This window comes from Vibrio marinisediminis (genome assembly GCF_014050145.1).
GTDB lineage: Bacteria > Pseudomonadota > Gammaproteobacteria > Enterobacterales > Vibrionaceae > Vibrio > Vibrio marinisediminis.
This window is the reverse complement of the sequence record NZ_JACFYF010000023.1, coordinates 1-26,942: the sequence shown is the minus strand read 5'-3', so window position 1 is coordinate 26,942 and position 26,942 is coordinate 1. Positions and strand designations below refer to the sequence as shown.

At 45.0% G+C, this 26,942-nt stretch carries 22 protein-coding genes; 14 read left to right on the top strand and 8 right to left on the bottom strand.

The genetic code is table 11. The features are described from left to right. The 9 genes from H2O73_RS19440 to rpoC all read left to right on the top strand — a co-directional run. Positions 1–189, top strand: a 189-nt coding sequence (locus H2O73_RS19440; protein WP_497997501.1) for an EF-Tu C-terminal domain-related protein, incomplete at its 5' end; no start/stop codon positions are given. A 280-nt stretch (positions 190–469) separates the two neighbouring features. Next, a complete protein-coding gene (secE, locus tag H2O73_RS19435) occupies positions 470–850 on the top strand; it encodes a preprotein translocase subunit SecE (RefSeq protein ID WP_182110587.1) in 381 nt (126 codons plus the stop codon). 13 nt (positions 851–863) lie between these two features. Next, complete coding sequence (gene nusG, locus H2O73_RS19430; RefSeq protein WP_182110586.1) at positions 864–1,412, top strand: transcription termination/antitermination protein NusG; 549 nt, start codon at positions 864–866, stop codon at positions 1,410–1,412. A 143-nt stretch (positions 1,413–1,555) separates the two neighbouring features. Then, the gene (rplK, locus tag H2O73_RS19425; RefSeq protein WP_182110585.1) at positions 1,556–1,984 is read left to right on the top strand and encodes a 50S ribosomal protein L11; all 429 of its coding nucleotides are present in this window, start codon (positions 1,556–1,558) and stop codon (positions 1,982–1,984) included. 4 nt (positions 1,985–1,988) lie between these two features. Continuing rightward, positions 1,989–2,690 carry a 50S ribosomal protein L1 gene (rplA, locus tag H2O73_RS19420; RefSeq protein ID WP_182110584.1) on the top strand — a complete coding sequence of 234 codons (702 nt, stop codon included), beginning with the start codon at positions 1,989–1,991 and terminating at the stop codon, positions 2,688–2,690. Between the two features lie 297 nt (positions 2,691–2,987). Continuing rightward, the gene (gene rplJ, locus H2O73_RS19415; protein ID WP_182110583.1) at positions 2,988–3,482 is read left to right on the top strand and encodes a 50S ribosomal protein L10; all 495 of its coding nucleotides are present in this window, start codon (positions 2,988–2,990) and stop codon (positions 3,480–3,482) included. Positions 3,483–3,539: 57 nt separating this feature from the next. Next, positions 3,540–3,905 carry a 50S ribosomal protein L7/L12 gene (gene rplL / locus H2O73_RS19410; RefSeq protein ID WP_182110582.1) on the top strand — a complete coding sequence of 122 codons (366 nt, stop codon included), beginning with the start codon at positions 3,540–3,542 and terminating at the stop codon, positions 3,903–3,905. A 242-nt stretch (positions 3,906–4,147) separates the two neighbouring features. Continuing rightward, complete coding sequence (gene rpoB / locus H2O73_RS19405) at positions 4,148–8,176, top strand: DNA-directed RNA polymerase subunit beta (protein ID WP_182110581.1); 4,029 nt, start codon at positions 4,148–4,150, stop codon at positions 8,174–8,176. 105 nt (positions 8,177–8,281) lie between these two features. Then, positions 8,282–12,484: a DNA-directed RNA polymerase subunit beta' gene (rpoC, locus tag H2O73_RS19400; RefSeq protein ID WP_182110580.1), complete on the top strand. Its 4,203-nt coding sequence runs from the start codon at positions 8,282–8,284 to the stop codon at positions 12,482–12,484. 165 nt (positions 12,485–12,649) lie between these two features. Here the strand turns inward: rpoC and rsd are convergent, their stop codons facing one another. Further along, positions 12,650–13,144, bottom strand: coding sequence for a sigma D regulator (gene rsd, locus H2O73_RS19395; RefSeq protein WP_182110579.1), 495 nt, complete (start codon positions 13,142–13,144; stop codon positions 12,650–12,652). A 177-nt stretch (positions 13,145–13,321) separates the two neighbouring features. Between rsd and nudC the strand changes: the two genes are divergently transcribed. From nudC to H2O73_RS19375, 4 genes are all read left to right on the top strand, one after another. Beyond that, a complete protein-coding gene (gene nudC / locus H2O73_RS19390; RefSeq protein WP_182110578.1) occupies positions 13,322–14,110 on the top strand; it encodes an NAD(+) diphosphatase in 789 nt (262 codons plus the stop codon). A 257-nt stretch (positions 14,111–14,367) separates the two neighbouring features. Next, a complete protein-coding gene (hemE, locus tag H2O73_RS19385; RefSeq protein ID WP_182110577.1) occupies positions 14,368–15,435 on the top strand; it encodes a uroporphyrinogen decarboxylase in 1,068 nt (355 codons plus the stop codon). A gap of 104 nt (positions 15,436–15,539) precedes the next feature. Then, on the top strand, positions 15,540–16,175 hold the full coding sequence (locus H2O73_RS19380) for a TetR/AcrR family transcriptional regulator (protein WP_182110576.1): 636 nt from the start codon (positions 15,540–15,542) through the stop codon (positions 16,173–16,175). A gap of 116 nt (positions 16,176–16,291) precedes the next feature. After that, on the top strand, positions 16,292–17,266 hold the full coding sequence (locus H2O73_RS19375; RefSeq protein WP_182110575.1) for a DHH family phosphoesterase: 975 nt from the start codon (positions 16,292–16,294) through the stop codon (positions 17,264–17,266). 54 nt (positions 17,267–17,320) lie between these two features. Here the strand turns inward: H2O73_RS19375 and H2O73_RS19370 are convergent, their stop codons facing one another. The 6 genes from H2O73_RS19370 to rsgA all read right to left on the bottom strand — a co-directional run bounded on the left by H2O73_RS19370 (position 17,321) and on the right by rsgA (position 25,092). Then, complete coding sequence (locus tag H2O73_RS19370) at positions 17,321–18,460, bottom strand: murein hydrolase activator EnvC family protein (protein WP_182110574.1); 1,140 nt, start codon at positions 18,458–18,460, stop codon at positions 17,321–17,323. A 196-nt stretch (positions 18,461–18,656) separates the two neighbouring features. After that, complete coding sequence (gene gpmM, locus H2O73_RS19365) at positions 18,657–20,189, bottom strand: 2,3-bisphosphoglycerate-independent phosphoglycerate mutase (RefSeq protein ID WP_182110573.1); 1,533 nt, start codon at positions 20,187–20,189, stop codon at positions 18,657–18,659. A 270-nt stretch (positions 20,190–20,459) separates the two neighbouring features. Further along, positions 20,460–21,347, bottom strand: a complete 888-nt coding sequence (locus H2O73_RS19360) for a DMT family transporter (protein ID WP_182110572.1) — start codon at positions 21,345–21,347, stop codon at positions 20,460–20,462. A gap of 147 nt (positions 21,348–21,494) precedes the next feature. Next, a complete protein-coding gene (locus tag H2O73_RS19355) occupies positions 21,495–22,898 on the bottom strand; it encodes an SLC13 family permease (protein WP_182110571.1) in 1,404 nt (467 codons plus the stop codon). A 171-nt stretch (positions 22,899–23,069) separates the two neighbouring features. Beyond that, positions 23,070–23,927, bottom strand: a complete 858-nt coding sequence (gene asd / locus H2O73_RS19350; RefSeq protein ID WP_182110570.1) for an archaetidylserine decarboxylase — start codon at positions 23,925–23,927, stop codon at positions 23,070–23,072. Positions 23,928–24,036: 109 nt separating this feature from the next. Beyond that, positions 24,037–25,092, bottom strand: a complete 1,056-nt coding sequence (gene rsgA / locus H2O73_RS19345) for a small ribosomal subunit biogenesis GTPase RsgA (protein WP_182110569.1) — start codon at positions 25,090–25,092, stop codon at positions 24,037–24,039. Positions 25,093–25,203: 111 nt separating this feature from the next. Here rsgA and orn point away from each other — a divergent pair, with 111 nt between their 5' ends. Further along, complete coding sequence (orn, locus tag H2O73_RS19340; RefSeq protein WP_182110568.1) at positions 25,204–25,749, top strand: oligoribonuclease; 546 nt, start codon at positions 25,204–25,206, stop codon at positions 25,747–25,749. 50 nt (positions 25,750–25,799) lie between these two features. Here orn and H2O73_RS19335 read toward each other — a convergent pair whose 3' ends face one another. Further along, positions 25,800–26,519: a hypothetical protein gene (locus H2O73_RS19335; RefSeq protein WP_182110567.1), complete on the bottom strand. Its 720-nt coding sequence runs from the start codon at positions 26,517–26,519 to the stop codon at positions 25,800–25,802. Positions 26,520–26,942 lie beyond the last annotated feature (423 nt).

Genomic DNA, 26,942 nt, shown 5'->3' with positions numbered 1-26,942 from the left:
TTCCGTACAACTGACGTAACTGGTGATATCTCTCTACCAGAAGGCGTAGAAATGGTAATGCCTGGTGACAACATCCAAATGGTTGTTGAGCTAATCGCTCCAATCGCAATGGATGAAGGCCTACGTTTCGCTATCCGTGAAGGTGGCCGTACTGTAGGTGCTGGTGTTGTTGCTAAAATCTTCGCTTAATTCTTTTTAAGAATTGCCGAAGATGTCTGAAAATCTTTTCAATAAGATTTGACGAACCAGTAGCAAAAAGGGCATCATTTGATGCCCTTTTTCTGCACTAAAAAAAATGTTTGCTGAATTCTTGTTCAAACAGACATTAAGCAGGAATTTTTTTGATGAGGATATACTTCTTGGTCAAAAAAAAGCGTGCGTCAATTGATTTAAATTGCCGTTTCATGGATTTGCCCTGCAACAGCGGGGTTGTTGTCGTCTATATTAAGACTTGTGACAGGTTGGTTTTATGAAAGCAAATAATGCTGAAACTCCTGAGAGCTCAAATGGCGCAGATATCTTTAAGTGGGTAACTACTTTTGTTCTGCTAACTGCCGCTGTTGTGGGTAATTACCTGTATGGTGATATGTCTGTAGTGATTCGCGCTGCAGGTGTTGTTGTACTAATCGCTGCGGCACTTGGTGTTGCTGCTACAACAACTAAGGGTAAAGCTGCGATCTCATTTGCGAAAGAATCTCGCATGGAAGTACGTAAAGTGGTTTGGCCAACGCGTCAAGAAACTTTACAAACGACTTTGATCGTTTTAGCTGTAAGTATTGTAATGGCTCTAGCACTATGGGGTATCGACGGCATTATGGTTCGTTTGGTTGCTCTAGTGACTGGGGTATAGAGGGTTTATATACATGAGTGAAGCTCCTAAAAAACGCTGGTATGTAGTTCAAGCCTTTTCTGGATTTGAAGGGCGTGTGGCTCAGTCTCTACGTGAGCATATCAAAATGCATGCTATGGAAGAGCTATTCGGTGAAGTACTAGTCCCTACTGAAGAAGTAGTGGAAATTCGCGCTGGACAACGTCGTAAGTCAGAGCGTAAGTTCTTCCCAGGTTACGTCCTAGTTCAGATGATCATGAACGATGAATCATGGCACTTAGTGCGCAGCGTTCCGCGTGTCATGGGCTTCATTGGTGGTACCTCTGACCGTCCAGCTCCTATCACTGATAAGGAAGCTGACGCGATTCTTAACCGTCTTGAAAAAGCAAGTGAAGCTCCTCGTCCACGTACTATGTACGAAGCGGGTGAAGTTGTGCGTGTTACTGACGGACCATTCGCAGACTTCAACGGTACTGTTGAAGAAGTGGATTATGAGAAGAGCCGCGTGAAAGTGTCTGTATCGATCTTTGGTCGTGCAACACCTGTTGAGCTTGAATTTGGTCAAGTTGAAAAATTTGATTAAAAAAACAGCTTGCGAAGGCTTGTTTAAGGCGCGAATTATGACTATAATTTCGCGCCTTTTTACTTCTTACTGAAGTAGAAAGTTTTGAATAACCGGGGAGCTGATCAGTTGATTAGCGTTAGAACCCAAAATTAGGAATTATCATGGCTAAGAAAGTTGAAGCTTATATCAAGCTACAAGTTGCTGCTGGCGCTGCGAACCCAAGTCCACCAGTTGGTCCTGCTCTAGGTCAACACGGTGTGAACATCATGGAATTCTGTAAAGCGTTTAACGCGAAAACAGAATCTCTTGAGAAAGGCATGCCTACTCCAGTAGTAATCACTGTATACAATGACCGTTCTTTCACGTTCATCACTAAGACTCCTCCTGCTGCAACTCTTCTTCTGAAGGCAGCTGGTATCAAGTCTGGTTCAGGTCGTCCAAACACTGAAAAAGTGGGTACTGTTACTGAAGCTCAAATCCAAGAAATCGCAGAAACTAAAGCTGCTGATATGACTGGTGCTGATCTTGAAGCGATGAAACGTTCTATTGCGGGTACTGCTCGTTCAATGGGCCTAGTGGTAGAGGGTTAAGATCATGGCAAAACTTACTAAGCGCATGCGCGTAATCCGCGAAAAAGTTGACGTAACTAAAGAGTACGAAATCAACGAAGCTGTTGCTCTTCTTAAAGAACTAGCAACTGCTAAATTCGTAGAGTCTGTTGACGTAGCTGTTAACCTAGGTATCGACGCTCGTAAATCTGACCAAAACGTACGTGGTGCAACTGTACTACCACACGGTACTGGTCGTGATATCCGCGTTGCTGTATTCACTCAAGGTGCAAACGCTGAAGCTGCTAAAGAAGCTGGCGCTGACCTAGTGGGTATGGAAGACCTAGCTGAGCTAGTTAAGAAGGGCGAAATGAACTTCGACGTAGTTGTTGCTTCTCCAGATGCAATGCGCGTTGTTGGTCAACTAGGTACAATCCTAGGTCCTCGTGGTCTTATGCCAAACCCTAAAGTTGGTACTGTAACTCCTAACGTTGCTGAAGCGGTTAAGAACGCTAAAGCTGGTCAGGTTCGTTACCGTAACGACAAGAATGGCATCATTCACACAACAATTGGTAAAGTATCTTTCGGTGCTGACCAATTGCAAGAGAACCTAGAAGCACTTCTAGTTGCTCTTAAGAAAGCTAAGCCATCTTCAGCGAAAGGTACTTTCCTGAAGAAAGTAACCATCTCTACTACGATGGGTGCTGGCGTTGCAGTTGAACAGGCTAGCCTGAACACTCAAGCTTAATTGATTTGATTAGGCGCGAAATTAGTGTATAATTCCGCGCCTAATATTTGTGGTTGGGGCTGAACTTTGGTTCGCTAAACTCTTCGGAGTTTGGCTAGAATTATAACCCAGTCTCCGTCCAAGACCGTAGGTGTCGGACTTTATTTATAAAGATTGACTTAATCATCCTACGTAGATGGTGCCCGAACTGACAGAAAGCTCTATGCAAATAGTTACCTTTCTTCTGGGAAGCACCTAAATAGCTCTCACTGTTGTGATAATAGTGAGTGGTGTAATAACAACCAGGAGTAAATCCAAATGGCTTTAAACCTTCTAGACAAAAAAGCAATTGTTGCTGAAGTCAACGAAGCTGCCAGTGGTGCACTTTCTGCAGTTGTAGCTGATTCTCGCGGTGTTGCCGTTGGTGAAATGACTACTCTACGTAAACAAGCTCGTGAAGCTGGCGTTTACCTACGAGTTGTTCGTAACACTCTAGCACGTCGCGCGGTTGAAGGTACTCAGTACGAGTGTCTAACTGACACTTTCACTGGTCCTACTCTGATCGGTTTCTCTAATGAGCACCCAGGTGCTGCAGCGCGTCTTTTCAAAGACTTCGCTAAAGAGAACAAAGATTTCGAGATCAAAGCTGCTGCATTTGAAGGCGCTCTAACTGACGCTGAACTACTAGCGACACTACCAACTTACGACGAAGCAATTGCACGCCTAATGATGTGCATGAAAGAAGCTTCTGCTGGCAAGCTGGCTCGTACTATCGCTGCTATCCGCGATCAAAAAGAAGAAGCTGCGGCATAAGCCTTGCTTTTTACTGGTTGCTAAATAAACTTATTGTTGACTTAAAAGAGAATTGTTATGTCTATTACTAACGAGCAAATCCTAGACGCAATCGCAGAAATGTCTGTGATGCAAGTTGTTGAACTAATCGAAGCAATGGAAGAGAAATTCGGTGTATCTGCAGCTGCTGCTGTAGTTGCTGGTGGTGCTGCTACTGAAGCTGCTGCTGAGCAAACTGAATTCGACGTAATCCTAGCTTCTGCTGGCGCGAACAAAGTACAAGTTATCAAAGCTGTACGCGGCGCGACTGGCCTAGGTCTTAAAGAAGCTAAAGCTCTAGTAGACGGCGCTCCTGCAGCACTTAAAGAAGGTGTTGACAAAGCTGAAGCTGAAGCACTTAAAGCTCAGCTAGAAGAAGTTGGCGCTGTTGTTGAAGTTAAGTAATTATTACTTAATTTCTTAGCCGACAGGCTATGGCTGGTGGTTTAATGACCACCGGCCTTTTTGCGCTGTAGGGTATAGGTGAATTTTCCCGCTGTTTAAGCACCTTTATCTGAGCAAAAAACATGGCATCCAATCAAGGATAGCATGTCACTACAGTAAACAGTTGTTAGTCACTGTCCCTCCCCATCTAGCTGATGAAAGGCGGACAGTTTGGGTCACTTATCAGCGAGCTGAGGAACCCCATGGTTTACTCTTATACCGAGAAAAAGCGCATCCGTAAGGACTTTGGTACTCGTCCACAAGTTTTGGACATTCCATACCTGCTATCGATCCAGCTCGATTCGTTCGAAAAATTTATCGAACAGGATCCTGAGGGGCAATACGGTCTTGAGGCTGCTTTCCGTTCTGTTTTTCCAATTCAGAGCTATAACGGCAATTCCGAGCTGCAATACGTTAGCTACCGTCTTGGTGAGCCAGTTTTTGATGTTAAAGAATGTCAAATTCGCGGTGTTACTTATTCAAAACCACTACGCGTTAAACTACGCCTAGTTATTTTTGATAGAGACGCGCCAGCAGGTACTGTAAAAGACATTAAAGAACAAGAAGTCTACATGGGCGAAATTCCGCTTATGACAGACAATGGTACCTTCGTAATTAATGGTACCGAGAGGGTTATCGTATCCCAGCTGCATAGAAGCCCAGGCGTGTTCTTCGACAGCGATAAGGGTAAGACCCACTCATCAGGTAAAGTTCTATATAACGCACGTGTTATTCCTTACCGTGGCTCATGGTTAGACTTTGAGTTCGATCCTAAGGATAACTTGTACGTACGTATCGACCGTCGTCGTAAACTGCCTGCATCAATCATCTTGCGCGCACTTGGTAAGACTACCGAAGAAGTTCTAGATCTATTCTTCGAGAAAGTTAACTTCCAAGTGAAAGATCAAACTCTAATGATGGAGTTGGTTCCTGAGCGTCTACGCGGTGAAACTGCGTCATTTGATGTTGAAGCGAACGGCAAAGTTTACATTGAACAAGGTCGTCGCGTGACTGCACGTCATATTCGTCAACTTGAAAAAGATGGCGTTGACCACATCGAAGTACCAGTAGAGTACATCGTTGGTAAAGTTGCAGCGAAAGATTACATCAATGAAGCGACTGGCGAGATCATTGTTGGCGCAAACCAAGAAATCAGCTTGGAAGCACTAGCAAATCTATCTCAAGCTGGTCACAAAGCTCTAGAAGTTCTATTTACGAACGATCTAGACCACGGCCCATTCATGTCAGAAACACTACGTGTCGACAGCACTGTTGATCGTATTTCTGCATTGGTAGAAATCTACCGCATGATGCGCCCTGGCGAGCCACCAACGAAAGAAGCAGCTGAATCTCTATTCGAAAGCCTATTCTTCTCTGAGGAGCGCTACGACCTATCAACTGTTGGCCGTATGAAGTTCAACAGCTCAATTGGTCGTACTGACGCAGAAGAGCAAGGTACGCTTGACGAGCTAGATATCATCGAAGTGATGAAGAAGCTGATCGCGATCCGTAACGGTATTGGTGAAGTCGATGATATCGACCACCTAGGTAACCGTCGTATCCGTTCTGTTGGTGAAATGGCAGAGAACCAATTCCGTGTTGGTCTTGTACGTGTTGAACGTGCAGTGAAAGAGCGCCTAAGCCTTGGTGACCTTGATGCAATCATGCCTCAAGATCTAATCAACGCTAAGCCTATTTCAGCAGCGGTTAAAGAATTCTTTGGCTCTTCACAGCTTTCACAGTTTATGGACCAAAACAACCCGTTATCAGAAGTAACGCACAAGCGTCGTATTTCTGCATTGGGTCCTGGCGGTCTTACTCGTGAACGCGCTGGCTTTGAAGTACGTGACGTTCACGTAACTCACTACGGTCGTCTATGTCCGATCGAAACGCCAGAAGGTCCGAACATCGGTCTGATTAACTCACTGTCTGCGTTTGCACGTTGTAACGGTTACGGTTTCCTAGAAACTCCTTACCGTCGCGTTCTAGATGGCGTAGTAACAGATGAAGTTGATTACCTTTCTGCAATTGAAGAAGGTCAATTCGTTATCGCTCAGGCGAACACTAAGCTTAACGAAGATGGCACATTTGCAGATGAGCTGATCACAGCTCGTCAAAAAGGTGAATCAGGTCTGCACCCTCGTGAACACGCTCAATACATGGACGTTGCAACGAACCAGGTAGTATCGATTGCAGCATCGCTTATCCCGTTCCTAGAACACGATGATGCGAACCGTGCATTGATGGGTGCGAACATGCAACGTCAGGCAGTTCCAACTCTACGTGCTGATAAGCCGCTAGTTGGTACTGGTATTGAACGTAACATCGCAGTTGACTCTGGCGTAACAGCTGTAGCGAAACGCGGTGGTATGGTTCAGTCTGTAGATGCTTCTCGTATCGTAATTAAAGTGAACGAAGAAGAGTTGATTCCTGGCGAAGCCGGCATCGATATCTACAACCTAACAAAATACACTCGTTCTAACCAAAACACGTGTATCAACCAACGCCCATGTGTAATGCCTGGCGAACCGGTTGCTCGCGGCGACGTTCTAGCTGATGGTCCTTCAACAGACCTTGGTGAACTAGCACTTGGTCAGAACATGCGTATCGCGTTCATGCCTTGGAATGGTTACAACTTCGAAGACTCGATCTTAGTATCTGAGCGCGTAGTTCAAGAAGACCGTTTCACGACAATCCACATTCAAGAACTATCTTGTGTGGCGCGTGATACTAAGCTTGGTGCTGAAGAGATCACAGCTGACATTCCAAACGTAGGTGAATCTGCTCTGTCTAAACTAGACGAGTCAGGTATCGTTTACATCGGTGCGGAAGTGAAAGGCGGTGACATCCTTGTAGGTAAAGTAACGCCTAAAGGTGAAACTCAGCTAACTCCTGAAGAGAAGCTACTACGTGCAATCTTCGGTGAGAAAGCGTCAGACGTTAAAGATACGTCTCTACGCGTACCAAACTCAGTTTCAGGTACTATCATCGATGTTCAAGTTTTCACTCGCGATGGCGTAGAGAAAGACAAGCGTGCGCTTGAAATTGAACAGATGCAGTTGAAAGAAGCGAAGAAAGACCTTACTGAAGAGTTCCAAATTCTTGAAGGTGGTCTTCTAAACCGTGTTCGCGCTGTATTGATCGACGGTGGTTACTCTGAAGCGAAACTAGACACGACTGATCGTAAGAAGTGGCTAGAGCTAACGCTTGAAGATGATGCTCTACAGACTCAGCTTGAGCAACTAGCAGAGCAGTATGACGAGCTACGTGCAGACTTCGATAAGAAGTTTGAAACTAAGCGTCGTAAGATCACACAAGGTGATGATCTAGCACCTGGCGTACTGAAGATCGTTAAGGTTTACCTTGCGGTTAAACGTCGCATCCAGCCTGGTGATAAAATGGCGGGTCGTCACGGTAACAAGGGTGTAATCTCTAAGATCAACCCTGTTGAAGACATGCCATACGATGAAACTGGTCAGCCAGTTGATATCGTACTGAACCCACTGGGTGTACCTTCGCGTATGAACATCGGTCAGATCCTAGAAGTACACTTAGGTCTGGCGGCGAAAGGTATTGGTGACAAGATCAACAAGATGGTGAAAGAGCAGAAAGAACTAGCGAAATTCCGTGAGTTCCTGCAAAAAGTTTACGACCTAGGCGAAACTCGTCAGACAGTAGACATTGCTTCTCTATCTGATGCTGAAGTTCGTACATTGATTGGCAACCTACGTGGTGGTCTACCAATCGCAACTCCAGTATTTGATGGTGCACCAGAATCATCAATCAAAGCTCTTCTAGAGCTAGCAGACCTACCAACATCTGGTCAGCTAACGTTGTTTGATGGTCGCACAGGTGATGCGTTTGAGCGTCCTGTAACTGTCGGTTACATGTACATGCTGAAACTAAACCACCTTGTTGATGACAAGATGCACGCTCGTTCTACTGGTTCGTACAGCCTAGTAACTCAGCAACCACTTGGTGGTAAAGCTCAGTTCGGTGGTCAGCGTTTCGGTGAGATGGAAGTATGGGCACTAGAAGCATACGGTGCTGCTTACACGCTTCAAGAAATGCTAACCGTTAAGTCAGATGACGTTAACGGCCGTACTAAGATGTACAAAAACATCGTAGACGGTAACCACAGCATGGAACCTGGCATGCCAGAATCGTTCAACGTATTGTTGAAAGAGATTCGCTCGCTAGGTATCAACATCGAGCTAGAAGACGAAGAGTAATCTCTTATTCCCTGAGCCAAGGCTCAGGGAAGTTAAAGCGATTATTAGGTAGAAGGTGCTCACTTTTGCGGGTGAGCTCCTTTTAACTCCTTACAGGAGCTGATTGTGAAAGACTTATTAAACTTTCTAAAAGCGCAGCATAAGACCGAAGAATTTGATGCAATCAAAATCGGTCTGTCTTCACCAGACATGATCCGTTCATGGTCTTTTGGTGAAGTTAAAAAACCTGAAACGATTAACTACCGTACGTTCAAACCTGAACGTGATGGTTTGTTCTGTGCGCGTATTTTTGGCCCAGTAAAAGACTACGAATGTCTTTGTGGTAAATACAAGCGCCTGAAGCACCGTGGTGTAATCTGTGAGAAGTGTGGCGTTGAAGTTACACAAACTAAAGTTCGTCGTGACCGTATGGGCCACATCGAGCTAGCTTCACCAGTTGCTCACATCTGGTTCCTAAAATCACTACCGTCTCGCATCGGTCTACTGATGGATATCCCTCTACGTGATATCGAACGTGTTCTTTACTTCGAAATGTACGTAGTAACTGAACCAGGTATGACTGATCTAGAAAAATCTCAGATGCTTACTGAAGAAGAGTATCTGGATCGTCTAGAAGAGTGGGGCGACGAGTTCACTGCTAAGATGGGTGCAGAAGCTATCAAGGACCTTCTAGGTTCTATGGATATGCACGCTGAAGCAGAGCAGATGCGCGAAGAGCTAGACACTACTAACTCTGAAACTAAGCGTAAGAAGCTAACTAAGCGTTTGAAACTGGTTGAAGCGTTCATTACTTCAGGTAACAACCCTGAATGGATGATCCTAACTGTACTTCCAGTTCTTCCGCCAGATCTACGTCCTCTAGTACCACTAGATGGCGGTCGCTTTGCGACTTCAGATCTGAACGACCTATACCGTCGTGTGATCAACCGTAACAACCGTTTGAAGCGTCTTCTAGAGCTAGCTGCTCCGGACATCATCGTACGTAACGAAAAACGTATGCTGCAAGAGTCTGTTGATGCGCTACTAGATAACGGTCGTCGTGGTCGTGCGATCACAGGTTCGAACAAACGTCCTCTGAAATCTCTTGCTGATATGATCAAGGGTAAACAAGGTCGTTTCCGTCAGAACCTTCTAGGTAAACGTGTAGACTACTCTGGCCGTTCTGTTATCACAGTAGGTCCATACCTTCGTCTACACCAGTGTGGTCTTCCTAAGAAGATGGCACTAGAGCTATTCAAACCGTTTATCTACAGCAAGCTAGAGACTCGTGGTCTTGCGACTACAATCAAAGCTGCTAAGAAAATGGTAGAGCGCGAAGAAGCGGTAGTTTGGGATATCCTAGACGAAGTGATCCGTGAACACCCAGTACTATTGAACCGTGCACCAACACTTCACCGTCTTGGTATCCAGGCGTTCGAACCAGTACTAATCGAAGGTAAAGCGATTCAGCTACACCCACTAGTGTGTGCGGCATACAACGCCGACTTCGATGGTGACCAAATGGCGGTTCACGTGCCTCTAACTCTAGAAGCACAGCTTGAAGCTCGTACTCTGATGATGTCGACGAACAACATTCTGTCGCCAGCATCAGGTGATCCGATCATCGTACCTTCTCAGGACGTTGTATTGGGTCTGTACTACATGACACGTGACAAGATCAACGTGAAAGGTGAAGGCATGTACCTTGCTGGCCCTGAAGAGGCTGAGAAGGCATACCGCACTAAGAACGCTGAACTACACGCACGCGTTAAAGTACGTATTACTGAAACTGTTGTAGATGAAGATGGTAACAGCACAACTGAAACGAAGATGGTTGATACAACTATCGGTCGTGCAATGTTGTGGCAAATCGTACCATCAGGCCTACCGTACAGCATCGTTAACCAAAAACTAGGTAAGAAGCAAATCTCTAACCTACTTAACGAGTGTTACCGTAAGCTAGGTCTGAAAGACACAGTAATCTTTGCTGACCAAATCATGTACACCGGTTTTGCTTATGCAGCACTATCTGGCGTATCTGTTGGTATCAACGACATGGTTGTTCCTGCAGCTAAGTACACTGAGATTTCTGCAGCAGAAGAAGAAGTTCGCGAAATTCAAGAACAGTACCAATCTGGTCTTGTAACTGCGGGTGAGCGATACAACAAAGTAATCGATATCTGGGCATCAACGAACGACCGCGTAGCGAAAGCTATGATGGAAAACTTGTCTTACGAAACCGTAACTAACCGTGACGGTGAAGAAGAGCAACAAGAATCGTTCAACAGTATCTACATGATGGCCGACTCGGGCGCACGTGGTTCTGCAGCTCAGATTCGTCAGCTTGCTGGTATGCGTGGTCTGATGGCTCGTCCAGATGGTTCGATCATCGAAACGCCGATCACTGCGAACTTTAAAGAAGGTCTAAACGTCCTTCAGTACTTTATCTCAACGCACGGTGCTCGTAAGGGTCTGGCGGATACGGCACTGAAAACAGCGAACTCGGGTTACCTAACTCGTCGTCTAGTAGACGTAGCGCAAGACGTTGTAGTTACTGAACATGACTGTGGCACAGTTGAAGGTGTCGACATGATGCCTCACATCGAAGGTGGTGACGTTAAAGTTCCACTGGCTGAACTGGCTCTAGGTCGTGTAGTTGCTGAAGACGTTCTTAAACCAGGTTCTGAAGAAGTTCTGATCCCACGTAATACTCTAATTGATGAGAAGTGGTGTCAGATCATGGAAGAGAACTCAGTAGACAGCATGCGCGTACGCTCTGTTGTTACTTGTGACTCTGACTTCGGTTGTTGTGCACAGTGTTACGGTCGTGACCTAGCACGTGGTCACCTAGTGAACCAAGGTGAAGCAGTTGGTGTTATCGCTGCTCAGTCTATCGGTGAACCAGGTACACAGCTAACGATGCGTACGTTCCACATCGGTGGTGCGGCATCTACTGCAGCAGCAGAGAACAGCATCCAAGCGAAGAACACAGGTTCTGTTAAGCTTCACAACGCTAAGTTTGTAATCAACAAAGCTGGCAAGCTTGTGATCACTTCTCGTGCATCTGAAATGACCATCATTGATGAGTTCGGTCGTACGAAAGAGAAACACAAACTTCCATACGGTTCGATGCTAAGCAAAGCGGACAACGATACAGTTACTGCTGGTGAAACAGTAGCAAACTGGGAAGCGCACACTATGCCAATCATCACTGAAGTGGCAGGTCGCATCCAATTCGTTGACATGATCGACGGTGTAACAGTTTCTCGTCAAACAGATGACCTAACAGGTCTATCTTCAAGCGAAGTAACTGATCCGGCTGCTCGCCCAGCTGCAGGTAAAGATATGCGTCCAGCTATCAAACTTGTAGATGAGCAAGGTAACGACGTAATGATCCCTGGTACTGATATGCCAGCTCACTACTTCCTACCTGGTAAAGCGATCGTTAACATCGAAGATGGCGCGGAAGTTGGCATTGGTGACACACTATCTCGTATCCCTCAAAAATCGAGCGGAAACAAAGATATCACCGGTGGTCTACCACGCGTAGCAGACCTATTCGAAGCTCGTAAGCCTAAAGAGCCTGCGATCCTTGCTGAGCACACAGGTACTGTGAGCTTCGGTAAAGAAACGAAAGGTAAGCGTCGTCTAGTGATCACTCGCGACAGCGGTGAAGTTTACGAAGAGATGATTCCTAAGCATCGCCAATTGAACGTGTTCGAAGGCGAGAAAGTGGAACGTGGTGATGTTATTGCTGATGGTCCAGAGACTCCACATGACATTCTACGTCTACGTGGTATCCACGCAGTAACTCAGTACATCGCTAACGAAGTACAAGAAGTTTACCGTCTACAAGGCGTTAAGATTAACGATAAGCACATTGAGACTATCGTTCGTCAAATGCTACGTAAGTGTACTATTACACATGCGGGTGACTCTGAGTTCCTACCTGGCGAGCAAGTTGAATACCACAGTGTTAAGATTGCTAACCGTAATCTAGAAGCTGAAGGCAAAGAGCCTGCACGTTTTGAACGTGATCTTCTAGGTATCACTAAAGCATCTCTAGCAACTGAGTCGTTCATCTCTGCGGCATCGTTCCAGGAGACAACTCGCGTACTAACAGAAGCTGCGGTTTCTGGTAAGCGTGATGAGCTACGTGGTCTGAAAGAAAACGTAATCGTGGGTCGTCTGATCCCAGCGGGTACAGGTTTCGCATACCACCAAGAGCGTCAAGCTAAGCGCGCTGAAGAGCAAGAAGGTCCATCTGCTGAACAAGCAACGGATAACCTAGCAGCACTTCTAAACGCTGGCTTCTCTTCAGAAGATTAATCTTCTCGACGAGCAATAGCTTAAGAAAAAAGGCACCTTAGGGTGCCTTTTTTGTTGTCTGTTATTTATCGCTAAATAGATTTTGCGATCAAAAAAGGCCAGCACAATGGCTAGCCTCGAGACTCTAAAGTTTGTTTACCTTTACGAGTAAGTGTAAACCTTGGTTTATGCCCCCGGAGGCACGGCTAAGCTATCTGCAATTAGCTGAATTAAGTGGTCTTCTACTTCGAATCGAACCTCTAAAATTTCACCTACACTCGACAGGTCTTGCTCAAAATTATTGAGCGTGTCCTCTTTGCTTACATCTGCGTATATATCGGTAAAGTTAAGCAAAGGATCCGTCGTTAAAACGATTTTTGCGTATGCAGCATTGATGTCATCGGTCGCTTCAAAGCCGGTTGAGCGCCATTGATCCATCACCATGTCGTAAATCTTAAAGTGTCCTTCAGAAATATAATCAACAAGGTGCTGGCAGAAATTCTGCAGTTCGAGAGGTGTCGGAAGCGAAGAAAGGGTGCTTTTCTGACTAGCAGGTTGAAGTGCGGCAAGCTTACAGTACTCAACGATCAGTGACTGTCGAGTCTCTAACCAATGGTCAATGACTTCACTTGAGCCACCCCACTCTTCCTGTGTTTGTTGGAATTTTTTTAGCATGACCATGCCCTCATGATCTAATCACACTCCGGTGATTATTAGGCTTTGCTAAGCAAAGCGATGATAGATTAACAACCTATTTGTCCTGACCAGTGATGTAATCAATAAAGTGAGTAGATACAACTCTGGTATGAAATTAGATTGCCAGTAAAATGGTCGAACTGCAAGCATAGAGGGACGGTAATGATCGAGAAGGGTGAGTTTGACCAGCAGCATAAAGCTTATTGGTGTGTCGTATCTGGTAGTGATATTTGGCTAGTAGACGGTGAATTACCGTTAGGTAGTGCTCAAGAATTTGGCTTTAGCAGTGAAAAAGCCATCTGTGTCGGTCACTATCAAAATTTACCAGTCATGTGGGTAAACGAACAAGACGTTGAACTTAATCTACCGTTAACTTCATTGCGCGAGTGCCTAGCATTCCCTGAAGCGCTGTTTCTTCTGATCAGTAAAGCCATACAGTACGGACATATGGCACAAAGTATGCGTTTTTGTCCGATTTGTGGCGGACGCAATCATCTCAATCATAATCAGCTGGCGATGCAGTGTGGAGAGTGTCGTACCTTGCACTATCCAAGGATATTCCCATGCATTATTGTCGCCGTGCGTAAACGAGACCAAATTCTACTGGCGCAACATCCACGTCATCGTAATGGTATGTATACCGTTATCGCCGGTTTTTTAGAGGTCGGTGAAACGCTTGAGCAGTGTGTGGCGCGTGAAGTGAAAGAAGAAACGGGTATTGATGTTACCAATATTCGTTATTTCGGCAGCCAGCCTTGGGCCTTTCCATCAAGTATGATGATGGGTTTTCTAGCCGATTACCAATCAGGTAACGTTAAACCAGATTATAGTGAGCTGAGTGATGCACAGTGGTTTTCACTGCATGAAATGCCTCCTGTTGCACCGGAAGGGACGATCGCACGAGCGTTGATTAATCAAACATTGGCTGATATAAAAAGTACATCTTACTGAAAAATAGACAAAAAAAACCCTCCGAGAGGGAGGGGGTAAGTAAGATGTCGTTATGAGATACCGAGTATCGAATACTCAGTTAATTATTGTAGTTTTCGCTAGCGTTGCAATTTTTATCACTGTTGAGGGTGGGGTGCAAATTAACCATCCAATAAAAAGTTAATTACTTGATCCAGGTTGCAAAGCGTGCGGCTTTTGCGAACAAAACAGTGTTAGAATATTCTCGTTACAATAAGGCCTAAGATTGGAAAAGCATAATGACAGAATTAAAAAATGATCGTTATCTACGTGCGCTTTTAAAACAGCCAGTAGATTACACACCAGTATGGATGATGCGCCAAGCAGGTCGTTACCTACCTGAATACAAAGCGACTCGCGCAGAAGCGGGTGACTTTATGTCACTGTGTCGTAATGCGGAGCTAGCCTCAGAAGTGACACTTCAACCACTGCGTCGTTTCCCGTTGGATGCGGCTATTTTATTCTCTGATATTTTGACAATCCCAGATGCAATGGGACTTGGTCTACGCTTTGAAACAGGCGAAGGTCCGGTGTTTGATAATCCAATCAGATGCAAAGCTGATGTCGAAAAAATTGGTCTGCCAGATCCTGAAGGCGAACTGCAATATGTTATGAATGCAGTCCGTCAGATCCGCAAAGATCTAAAAGGTGAAGTTCCGCTGATTGGTTTTTCTGGTAGCCCTTGGACGCTAGCAACCTATATGGTTGAAGGTAGCAGCTCTAAAGCTTTCACCAAAATCAAAAAAATGATGTATGCCGAGCCACAAACACTGCACTTGTTGCTAGATAAGCTGGCAGACAGCGTGATTGAATACCTAAACGCACAGATCAAAGCAGGTGCACAATCTGTGATGGTATTTGACACTTGGGGTGGTGTATTAACCCCACGTGATTATAACCTGTTTTCATTGCAGTACATGCACAAGATTGTCGACGGTCTGATTCGTGAAAACGAAGGTCGCCGTGTTCCAGTGACACTATTTACGAAAAATGGTGGCATGTGGCTAGAGCAAATTGCAGCAACAGGCTGTGATGCTGTGGGTCTAGATTGGACGATTAATATTGCCGATGCGAAAGCTCGTATTGGTGACAAAGTGGCTCTACAAGGTAACATGGATCCATCAATGCTTTATGCAGGACCAGAGCGTATTCGTGAAGAAGTCGCTTCTATCCTTGAAGGTTTTGGTGATGCAGGTACAGGTCACGTATTTAACCTAGGTCACGGCATTCACCTTGATGTTCCACCAGAGAACGCAGGTGTCTTTGTTGAAGCGGTACACGAGTTATCTAAACCGTATCACAAGTAAGCTGTTCTAGAAGCATAAAGCGCCTGATAAGACCAGGCGCTTTTTGTTATTGGGTACACTAACGCATATACTGTACTTGAATCGTTGAAAGGAAAACGCCAAAAATGAAGACGCGCGATAAAATTGTTCTGGCTGCTCTAGAATTGTTTAATGAGCATGGTGAAAGGAATATCACGACCAATCACATCGCGGCGCACATCGAAATCAGCCCTGGTAATCTCTATTATCACTTCCGTAATAAACAAGAAATTGTCCGTGAGATATTTGCGCTCTATTCAAATGAACTTTTGGAGCGTTTCACGCCAATCTTGGATCAGCAAGAAAGCTTAGTGCTGCTCAAGCGGTATTTAAATTCAATTTTTACCTTGATGTGGAAGTATCGTTTCTTCTACGCCAATTTGCCGGAAATTCTTCAGCGTGATGAACAGCTTCACGAAGAGTACATTGCTGTGCAAGAGAAGCTACAAACGAACCTGATCAATATCATGGGGGGATTTGTCTCTTTGGGGTTACTGGATTTCACGGGTGAAGAATTGAAATCGCAAGTGAGAACCTTGCACCTTATTGCGACCAGCTGGTTAGGTTATCAGTCTGCGATGTCACCGAAGACACAGATCACCGAAGAAAGTATTCATCAAGGCATGCTGCAAATGATTTCCGTGGTGAAACCAAGAGCAACCGAAACCGGATTGGAGCAACTGCAATTGCTCGAAGAAGGTGTTAAAGCGATGCACGCCTAATCCACCGTTTGTTTTCCTCCAATATAATTGAAGGCGAGGGTTTATAACCTTTCGCTCTTTGTTTATTGCCAATTTCAGCGATACATTACAATTAAGCTTATGATTTGAGTAATGTTATGCACTATGACGTTTTTAATGGTGATGCGGATGGCATCATTGCTTTGCTACAACTAAGACTGGCGGAGCCCAAGAGCGCGCAATTGGTGACTGGGGTAAAACGAGATATTCAATTGCTTGATTCTCTAAACCTCAATAGTCAAGATAGCTTGACGGTATTGGATATTTCGATGTCTTCTAATCAGCAAGGTTTAGCGAACGCTTTGCAGGCGGGGGCTGACGTTTTTTATGTTGATCATCATAAAGCCGGTGATATTCCTTCTCACGCCAATCTTAATGCTCATATCGATTTGGATGCGGAAACCTGCACCGCATTAATTGTTGATGCCCTTTTACAGCGCCGCTTTCATCTTTGGGCGATCACCGCAGCGTATGGCGATAACTTATTGTCTAAGGCTGATACGTTAGCGTTGCAGGCGGGTTTAAGCCAGCAGCAAGCCGCACAACTACAAGAGCTCGGTACATTGATCAATTACAACGGCTATGGAGAGGATGTGGAAGATTTGCATTTTCACCCAGCAGAATTGTTTCAGAAGCTTTTGGCCTATGATGATCCATTTGCTGTTATTGCTGACAAGCACTCTCCATATTACATCCTCAAAGAGGCTTACGCAGTCGATATGACACTCGCGCAATCGCTTGTCGCAAGTTATCAAGATAGCCAGTTGTCAGTGTTTATTTTGCCTGATACGTCTTCATCAAGAAGAGTCAGTGGCGTGTATGGTAACTGGCTTGCTAATCAAGCCCCAAATCATGCGCATTTGGTTTTAACGCTTAATAGTCAGCAGGATTATACCGTTTCATTGCGTGCACCTTTGACTAATAAACAAGGGGCGGGAGAGTTGTGTAGCCAGTTTGCAAGTGGTGGTGGGCGCGAAGCGGCTGGTGGCATCAATCATTTACCTAAAGCAAGCCTTGAACTGCTGATTCAGAGCGTGTCCGATTATTATCAAGTGACCGCTTCCTCCACATAGATTTTTCTAATTGATGAGCATAAAAAAGGGCGCTTATTGGCGCCCTTGTGATTTCTATCGTCTTAACCAAGATTTAGGATCTTGTGTTTTACTGTTACGTCGAATCTCAAAGTAGAGTGAAGGCTGAGTTTGCCCACCAGTATCGCCCGCTAATGCAATGGATTCTCCCGCCGCGACTTTATCACCTTCTTTTTTCAATAGGCTTTGGTTAAAACCATATAAGGTCATATCACCTTTACCGTGATCAAGAAGTACCACCAAGCCATACCCACGCAGATAATCAGCAAAGACGACCGTACCAGAGTATACCGCTTTGATAGATTGCCCATAGTTAGCGTTGATCACCATACCTTTCCAGTTTATTTGGCCAGTTTGGCGTGATCCATAGCTATTGAGCACTTTGCCTTTAATTGGCCACGGCAGTTTACCTTTTTGTCTTGCTAAGCCATCCATCGGAACCGAATTTCGTTTAGCGATTTTGGCAATTTCTGCTTTGAGGCGTGCTTCATTGCGTTGTAATTCAGACAGGTAAACTTTATCGCTCGAGATGTTTTTCTTGATCTTGTTTACCGTGCCTTTTCTTTGCGACTGGGTTTTACTGAGTTGCGCTTTTTTATTGGTTTGTTGTTGTAATAGCTTGGTGATCTGCTGTTTTTCAAGGTTGAGTTGTTGCTCACTCTGCTCTAAATCGGTGACGGTTTTCTCTAGGTCCGCAATGGTCTCTGCCCGTTGCTTGGCAAGGTGTTGAAAGTATTGACTGATTCGGTCTTCTTCTACGCCCTGTGTGAGAATATTGGCTGACGACTTGGCACGCTGAGTGACATAGTAGGTCTGCAGTAGCTGAATAAGTTTCTCGCTTTGTGCTTTTTTCTGTACTTCAAGCTTTTCAATCTTGCTATCTAGAGAGGCGATATTGTTATTCGTCTGCTTCAAAGAGGCTTTGGTTTGCTTAATTTCACGCTCGATTTTGTTAATGCCAAGCTCTTGGCTTTTTAACGATTTTTGTAAGTTATCGAGTTGTTTTTGACGTGAAGTTAGGCTTTGCTTTTGACGTGAGATTTCACTCTTTACGCCAGACAATTCATTCTGTGATGCCGCATGAGCGATCGGTGAAGCGAGAGCTGCCAAACAGACCGCTAGTGGTAAGAGGGCTGTTATTTTTCTGCGAATACCAGATGTTGCTTGAAGCGTCATTAGCGCGAGTAATCCTAACCGGTTGATTAAGTGTCAGTATACATAAAGAAAAACTTAGGAAGAAAGCACTAAGTCAAATCTTGGGGTAAAACGGCGAAGTGATTGCTAGGAAAGTGCTGAGTAAGGGAGATCAGGTGGCACTTGTCGATACAAAAACGCCCAAGCAAGGCTTGGGCGTTTTATGTCAGTAGCAAGCTTATTTAATGATAACTTGACCAGACATTTCAGCAGGAATTTCTAGACCTGCTAGCGTTAGCATTGTTGGTGCTAGGTCAGACAGTTTACCGCCTTCAACAAACTCAACAGTTTTGCTACCTACGTATGCTAGAGGTACTGGTAGGTTCGTGTGTGCAGTGTGGATACCACCAGTTTCTGGGTCAACCATCATTTCAGCATTACCGTGGTCAGCCGTTACTAGCATTTGACCATCGACTTCGTTGATCGCATCAATAACACGACCCATGCACGCATCAATCGCTTCAATTGCTTGTTTAGCGGCTTCGTAAACACCTGTGTGACCAACCATGTCTGGGTTCGGGTAGTTACAGATGATGGTATCAAACTTACCTGATTTAATAGCAGCAACAAGTTTGTCTGTCAGCTCAGCAGAGCTCATTTCTGGTTGTAGATCGTAAGTGGCTACTTTAGGAGACGCGACTAGCTGACGCTCTTCACCCTCAAATTCGTTCTCAACACCACCGTTGAAGAAGAAAGTAACGTGTGCGTATTTCTCTGTTTCAGAGATACGTAGTTGAGTTTGACCTTGCTTAGATAGCCACTCACCATAGGTGTTTTCTAAAGACGCTGGTGGGAATGCAATCGCTAGCGGGATATCTGCAGCATATTGAGTCAGCATGACAAAGTTAATTGCTGGGAATACAGCGCGCTCAAAACCATCGAAATTCTCTACGAAAGTACGAGTGATTTGGCGTGCACGGTCAGCACGGTAGTTCATAAAGATCACGGCATCGCCATCTTGGATAAACGCGTCTTCTTGATCTGCCGTTTTAAGAGCGGTTGCTTTTACAAATTCATCGTTTTCGTCACGAGCGTATGCCGCTTCAAGACCTGCAACAGCAGAATCGTAAGTGAATTCAGCTTTGCCTTGAGTAAGAAGATCGTAAGCAACTTGAACACGATCCCAGTTGTTGTCACGGTCCATTGCGTAGTAACGACCAATTAGAGATGCAACACGACCTTTACCTAGCTTAGCGAATAGCTCTTGGAAGCGTTGTAGAGAGCCTTCAGCGCTGCGTGGTGGTGTGTCACGACCATCTAGGAAGCAGTGTAGGTAGATCTTCTCTGCGCCACGTTCTGCTGCCATTTCGATGGCTGCGTAGATGTGATCTTCGTGAGAGTGAACACCACCTGGTGACATTAGACCCATGATGTGAACGGCTTTATCGGCTTTTACTGCTGCATCGATTGCTTCAACGATCGCAGGTGTTGTAGCGAACTCGCCGTCAGAAATTGATTTAGTGATACGAGTAAGATCTTGGTAAACAATACGACCAGCACCAATGTTAGTGTGACCAACTTCAGAGTTACCCATTTGACCGTCTGGTAGACCTACATCCATGCCAGAAGCAGAGATTAGCGTGTTTGGGTAGTTGGTAAATAGTTTGTCTAAGTTTGGAGTATTAGCATTTGCGATCGCGTTATTTGCTGTATCTTCACGGTGACCGTAACCATCAAGAATAACTAGAGCCAATGGCTTCTTAGCAGACATAGATTGAACCTCGTCAAATATAAGTAACTGTCGGTTTTGGGAAGTAACCCAAGTACCTTGAAACAAAACTAGCGTAATTTTACTACACTTTTTAACCAGAACTGTAGGTTAAGATCAAATATTGTTCGCGATTTTGTGTAGCTATCTTTCAGTGAAATCTCAATTTCGCCATAAGTTTACATTGCTAATAACTCTTATTCTCAATGTTAATCAAACAAAGTAAAGTCGATAAAACCAATCAATCTGATAGCTGTCATAGCGCGAATGTGACTATTGAACCAGTATCGCCGTACCACACACGGCAAGTACAGCCCCTAACCATGCGTATCGATTTGGACGCTGCTTGGTATAAATCCACAGTATAGGCAATAGCATGATAGGCGTCGTCGAAGAAAGCAGTGCCACCATGCCGACATTACCATCTTGTAAGGCGTACAAGATCAGCGTCATACCTACCGCCATCGCGAGGAAAGCATTGAGAGCGGTGAGCGCGCAGATTTGTCGGTTAATGGTGAACTTGGCTTTAGCGACTTTGGTACCGGTGAGCAGTAACACAAAATGAGCGGCAAAGGCTGACATCATCCGCATCGCTGAGGCGGCAACAGGATCAATATTGGTTTGCATAATGGGTTTGGCGATGATCCCACCGAGAGCTTGGCATAAGGCCGCAATTAGCCCCAGCGCAACACCAACCCAAATCTTGCCTTGAATGGTCTCCAGTTGATTGCTCGATTGTCCACGACGCCCGAAGGAAATGGCTAATACGACACCGGAAAATACTAAGCCAGCACCAAGCATTTCAAAGGCGGTCATGTGTTCGCTAAACAGGAAGTAGCCAAGTATGGTTGAAAACACAGCGTGACAAGAAAACAGTAAACCAGCTTGACGTGGTCCCATGCGATTTAAGCAGGCAAATAGGGCGGTATCACCAATAAAAATACCAATCAGACCGGATAGCATCATCGCACTGATAGCGGGCTGGGTTACCGTTGCCCACCCACCAGTGTAAATCGCCATTGAGGCGAGAATTAAGCTGGCACACCCCATACGCCATCGGCTGAACGCGAAAGTGCCTAAGTGCCGAGCCGGTGTGACGGAGAGTATACTGGAGATACCCCACAGCAATGCGGAGGCGAGAGCCAGCCATTCATAGCCCATCGTTTCATCATCCTTGTAAAAGATAGGGTGTATGCGCTTTATGGCGCTAAATTAGGCTGACAATATGCCCTATTTTGTTGAGTAAGAAAATTGTTAGGGCTGGCAAGGACAAAAAATAACGCCTCTCGCCAGCTCCAATAGAAAGCATTAAGTGAGTAACCAACTGGCTGTGAATACGATCATCAATCCAAGCACACCGATGATCAATCCCGTTTTCGCCATGTCTTTGCTTTCAATTAGTCCAGTTGAATACGCCAGTGAGTTAGGCGGTGTTGATACTGGAAGGATCATACCGAGGGAAGCAGAAAAAGCGACTACGACCAACAGGTTTTGCATATCGAGAGTTTGCATCGAAACGCCAATCGCTGCGGCAATAGGCATCAGTAAGTTGGCAGTTGCGGTATTGGACATGAAGTTTGCCATTAACCAGCAAACGATCGACATTGTGATGATGACTGCCGTTGGGGACAATGACTCATAATCGATAGCGTGCGCTAGGGCAACGGCGAGTCCTGTCTTATCGAGGGCAATACCAATCGCGATACCACCGGCAACTAACCACAATACATCCCAGTTGATCTGTTTGAGTTCTTCTTTGCCCATAATGCCAGTCAAGGTAAATACGGCGAGCGGAATGATAGAGACGACATAGGTATTCATGCCGTGTAATTTGGTTGTCATCCACATCAATATAGTGATGGCGAAGGTGGCGTAGACCACGATAGCACGCCAGTTTTTTTGGAACTTACCATTAAGCTTCAACACCATTTTTTCTTGTTGGGAAGGAAAAAGCTTTTGCAGCAAGAACCAAGCAATGGTGAGTTGCACAATCACAAATGGCAGACCCATCATCATCCAAGATAGAAAGTCGATACTGTTTTCACCCGTTAAGTACTGCAGAGCAATTGCGTTGGGTGGCGTTCCGATTGGTGTGGCAATACCACCGGTGTTGGCGGCGATAGGAATACACAACACCAATGCTTTGATGCCCATATCACCTTTCGGTGCTGAAGCGACGATAGGTCCTAATAGAGCGAGCATCATAACGGTGGTGGCGGTGTTGGACATAAACATGGAAAACACCGCCGTGATTAACATCAGCCCCAGCATGATAAATTTAGGCTGATTGCCGAAAGGTTTAAGCAATACTCGAGCAAGGTTGTTATCTAACTCGTATTTTGAGGCGGAAATCGCCAGCGCAAAACCACCCATGAATAGAATGATAATGGGTGAGGAAAAGGCACTGAAGATGTCGGTATAAGCGATCAGTTCCCCTAGATCATGACCTGCTGGTGGCTTTCTAAAGAGATGTAGTCCTTTGTCTGAAATCATGATCAGCTCTAGGGCAATAATTAGGATCGAAGTGGCAAAAACGGGAACGGGCTCCAACACCCACAAAAGAGCAGCAAGAAGGAAAATGGCAAGTAGGCGATGTTGGATAAGGGTTAAGTCATCAATGGGAATTGAATCTATGGGCAAAAACAACACCGCAATGGGTAGCCCAAAACAGACCAAGAGCTTAATGATAGTGCTGGAATGAATTTGGTTCATAGGCGGCAATACCTTTCAATTCAATAGTGAAAGATAGAGTAAAAGATAACCAAATTAGTATCCTAGACTAAGATAATAGTTTTGCAAAAACGTAAAAATTGTTGCGATAGATTTGCGATGAGTCAAAAAAAATCCCCGCGGAAAGCGGGGATCATTAGCAATTTATTGTGCCTACTTACGGTGAGCGTATGCAGTACCCATGACCGTTGGTTGGCTAGCTAGCATTGAATCATCAAAGTGGATGCTGTCTTTAGCGAACAGGTTAATAACCGTTGAGCCTAATTTAAAGCGCCCCATCTCTTCGCCTTTCTTCAATACCACGGCTTTGTCACCTTCTGCTGGGTAGTCCCAACGGTGAACAGTATTACCGCGAGGTGGTGTGACAGTACCTGCCCAAACTTGCTCGATGCTACCCACAATAGTTGCACCCACAAGAACCTGTGCCATTGGTCCAAACGCGGTATCGAAGATACAAACGACACGTTCATTACGTGCAAACAGGTTAGGCACATTTTCCGCGGTTAGCGGATTTACAGAAAACAGATCACCCGGTACGTAGATCATCTGGCGTAATGTACCATCACAAGGCATATGCACACGGTGGTAATCACGAGGAGAGAGGTACAAGGTTGCAAATTCACCATCAACAAATTCTTCGGCAAGTTGCTTGTCGCCACCAAGTAACTCAAGAGCGGTGTAATCATGCCCTTTTGCTTGGATCAGTTTGCCGTCTTGAATTGGACCGAACTGGCTAACGCACGCATCGGCAGGGTGCGTAATCACGTTCTCGCCTTCCGTTACAGGGCGTGCGCCGTCTTTCAACTCACGAACAAAGAATTCATTAAAAGTTTTGAAGTAAGTAGGGTCTGAGTGTAGAGCTTCATCCATATTGACGTTGTATTGCTTGATGAACCAACGAATGATGGCTGTGGTTAGACCGCCAGCTTTGGCTGAAGCAATTTTACCCACTAAGCGGGTTAGCCCATGCTGTGGGATCCAGTACTGCAGCCTAACTTTAATCTTGTCCATTGTGTCTAATTCCAATGTTAATTATCTGTTTCAAACTTTTGGGCGCGAGATGTTACTTAAAAAATCAGCAAATGTCAGTATTTGCTGATTTTAGAAATAATTTGATGCGCTATAGATCCGCTTTTTTGCTGCGAGAATATTGGCGATTGGCTTTATTCTCAGACATGCTTTCAAGAATGCGATGGTAGTTGTTAAAACGACTTTCGCTTATTTTACCTTCTTCAACGGCTTCACGAAGAACACAGCCAGGATCGTCAAGGTGTTTGCAGTCACGGAACTTGCAACTGCCTAAGTAAGGTTTGAATTCAACAAACGCTTTTGTTACTTCTTCGCCTTCTAAGTGCCATAAGCCAAACTCACGCACTCCTGGTGAGTCAATTAGATCACCACCTGAAGGGATATGATAAAGACGCGCAGCCGTCGTGGTGTGTTGACCTAATCCTGAGTTTTCAGAAACAAGCCCTTCTTCAATTTCAAGACCAGGCATCAACGCATTCACTAGGCTTGATTTGCCAACACCAGATTGACCAACAAAAATATTGATGCAGTCACCTAATGCGGCTTCAAGTTCAGGAATGCCTTCCCCCGACTCTTTACTCACCAGCAGCACTTTGTAGCCAATATTTTCGTAGTCACGCAGTGACTGTTGATATTGCTCGCGTTGAGTTTGATCGAGTAAGTCAATTTTGTTCAATACCAACAGCGGTGGGATCTGCAAGGTTTCTGCTGCCACTAAATAACGGTCAATGATATTGAGAGATAACTCAGGTAACACCGAGGAGACGATCACCATTTGCCCAATATTCGCGGCTACAGGTTTTAGACCGTCATAGTAATCAGGGCGAGTGAGGACCGAGATGCGTGGTTCAACGGCTTCAACGACACCTGATATACCGTGCATTGATTCAAGACCAGCACGCCAAATTACACGGTCGCCAGAAACGAGAGTTTCGATACCGCGACGTAGGTTGCAGCGATGAACTTCACCACTTTCATGGTCTTCAATGTCTGCGTGTTGACCAAAGCGGGTAATCACTAGCCCAGTTTTGGTTCCACCCAGCATCGATTCATCCCACTGAATGCTTTCCGCTTTAGTGAGTTTGCGTTTTTGATTACTACGAACGCGTCGTACCTGACCTTTGGTTAGCTTTTTCTGTTTTGCCACGATGATCTACTTAATCTATTTCTCTTAGGTTCGATACTTGAGATTGCTATCTTGGGTATCGGAATTTGGTTATAGTACCTTTTTTAGCGAAAAACCAATAGGCAACGATTTATGTCCTTTAGCGATCAAAACTTAATCTGGGTCGATCTTGAGATGACTGGGCTTGATCCAGAAACTCATAAAATCATCGAAATCGCCACCATTGTCACTGATAGTGAATTAAATATTTTAGCTGAAGGTCCTGTACTGGCGGTACATCAACCAGAAGAAGAACTGGCTAAAATGGATGATTGGTGTACCAATACTCATACCAACAGTGGTTTAGTGGAACGTGTTCGCAACAGCGATGTGGATGAGCAAGAAGCAATTCGTCAAACGGTCGCTTTCTTAGAAAATTGGGTAGCGAAAGGTAAGTCTCCAATTTGTGGTAATAGCATTGGACAAGACCGCCGTTTTCTTTACAAGCATATGCCTGAACTCGAAGAGTACTTCCATTACCGTTATTTAGATGTGAGTACGCTTAAAGAATTAACTCGCCGCTGGAAACCTGAAGTACTTGATGGTTTTACTAAGCAAGGTAGCCATCTTGCATTAGACGATATTCGTGAATCTATTGCAGAGCTAAAATACTACCGCCAGACGATTTTCAAAATCTAAGTTGGCAACGAAATGAAAACGAGCCGCAGATTAGTCTGCGGCTTTTGTCGTTAAGGGATAGGCAAGAAGACAAATTGAGCAACCCCATGGGCGACTTTGGTGATACTTCGATTGGTTTTATCAGCCACGATATAGGCCATCATGTCTTGTACCATCACCATCTTGGCGAAGATGCGATCAAAACTGGTATCAATTTGCTCATCACCAAAATGATTAGTCAGCAGGAATAGGTCACCATCGCTGTTCTCTCTATGGTAGAGACGCCAGACAAACACTTCAATGTTACGGGCGCTGTTGTAGAGTGCTTGCTCATCTAAAGAATCCAGAATGAAAAATTCTTGTTGGTGATTGTAAGAACGGCGCAGCATTTCAGATAAACCAACCACTGCCGCAAAGACACGGTCGCCTTGGAAAGACTCATCGAAAGAGAGCAATATTGCATCGATGCCCGTTTTTCCCCCGAGCTCCTCAAAGACAAGAGGTTGCAATTCTAGTTCTCCAGGTCGCCCAAAAATCTGCCTCATGCGATCTTCAAGCGTAATATTTTCGACTTTTCTTAATTGATCAGGGTTACGTACATAGAGCTTGCGCGTTAGCTCCATTAATAGTTCTTTCTGTTGTTTTACATGCACATCCATCACAAAGTCGACATCGGTCTTGCCTAAGTTGCGTACGGGTTTTGGCATTGAACCACAGCCAGCAAGGGTAAGTAGAGAAATGACAAATAGAAAAATAGGGAAAACAGAATGATAAGACCTCGACACTGCCATTGCTCGCTCCATCTTTTGCAATTGCAATCCAAAGTGGGGAACCCACTTAAAAATAAGCAATTTGTTATATCGGAAAGTACACATTTAGACCAGTTTCGATACTAATTATGAATCTATTTGCTGGCTCACTTCTCATTTGCAAATTAAATTGTCGTGGTCACTTTTAAAAAACAATCAGTTAATGAGGTAATACCGAGCAGAAGAATTGCTTGAATATCAACCGAATCGTTTGCTCTTGATGTGCTTTTGTGTGCTTTTTCATCAATCAGAAAAAAAAGTTAGTTTTTTTGCAAGAAGGACTTGCATCACAAAAAAATGCTCTTATAATTCGCAGCCCTGAACGACGGAAACGTTGTTGATGCGACACTAGCTCAGTTGGTAGAGCGCAACCTTGCCAAGGTTGAGGTCATCGGTTCGAACCCG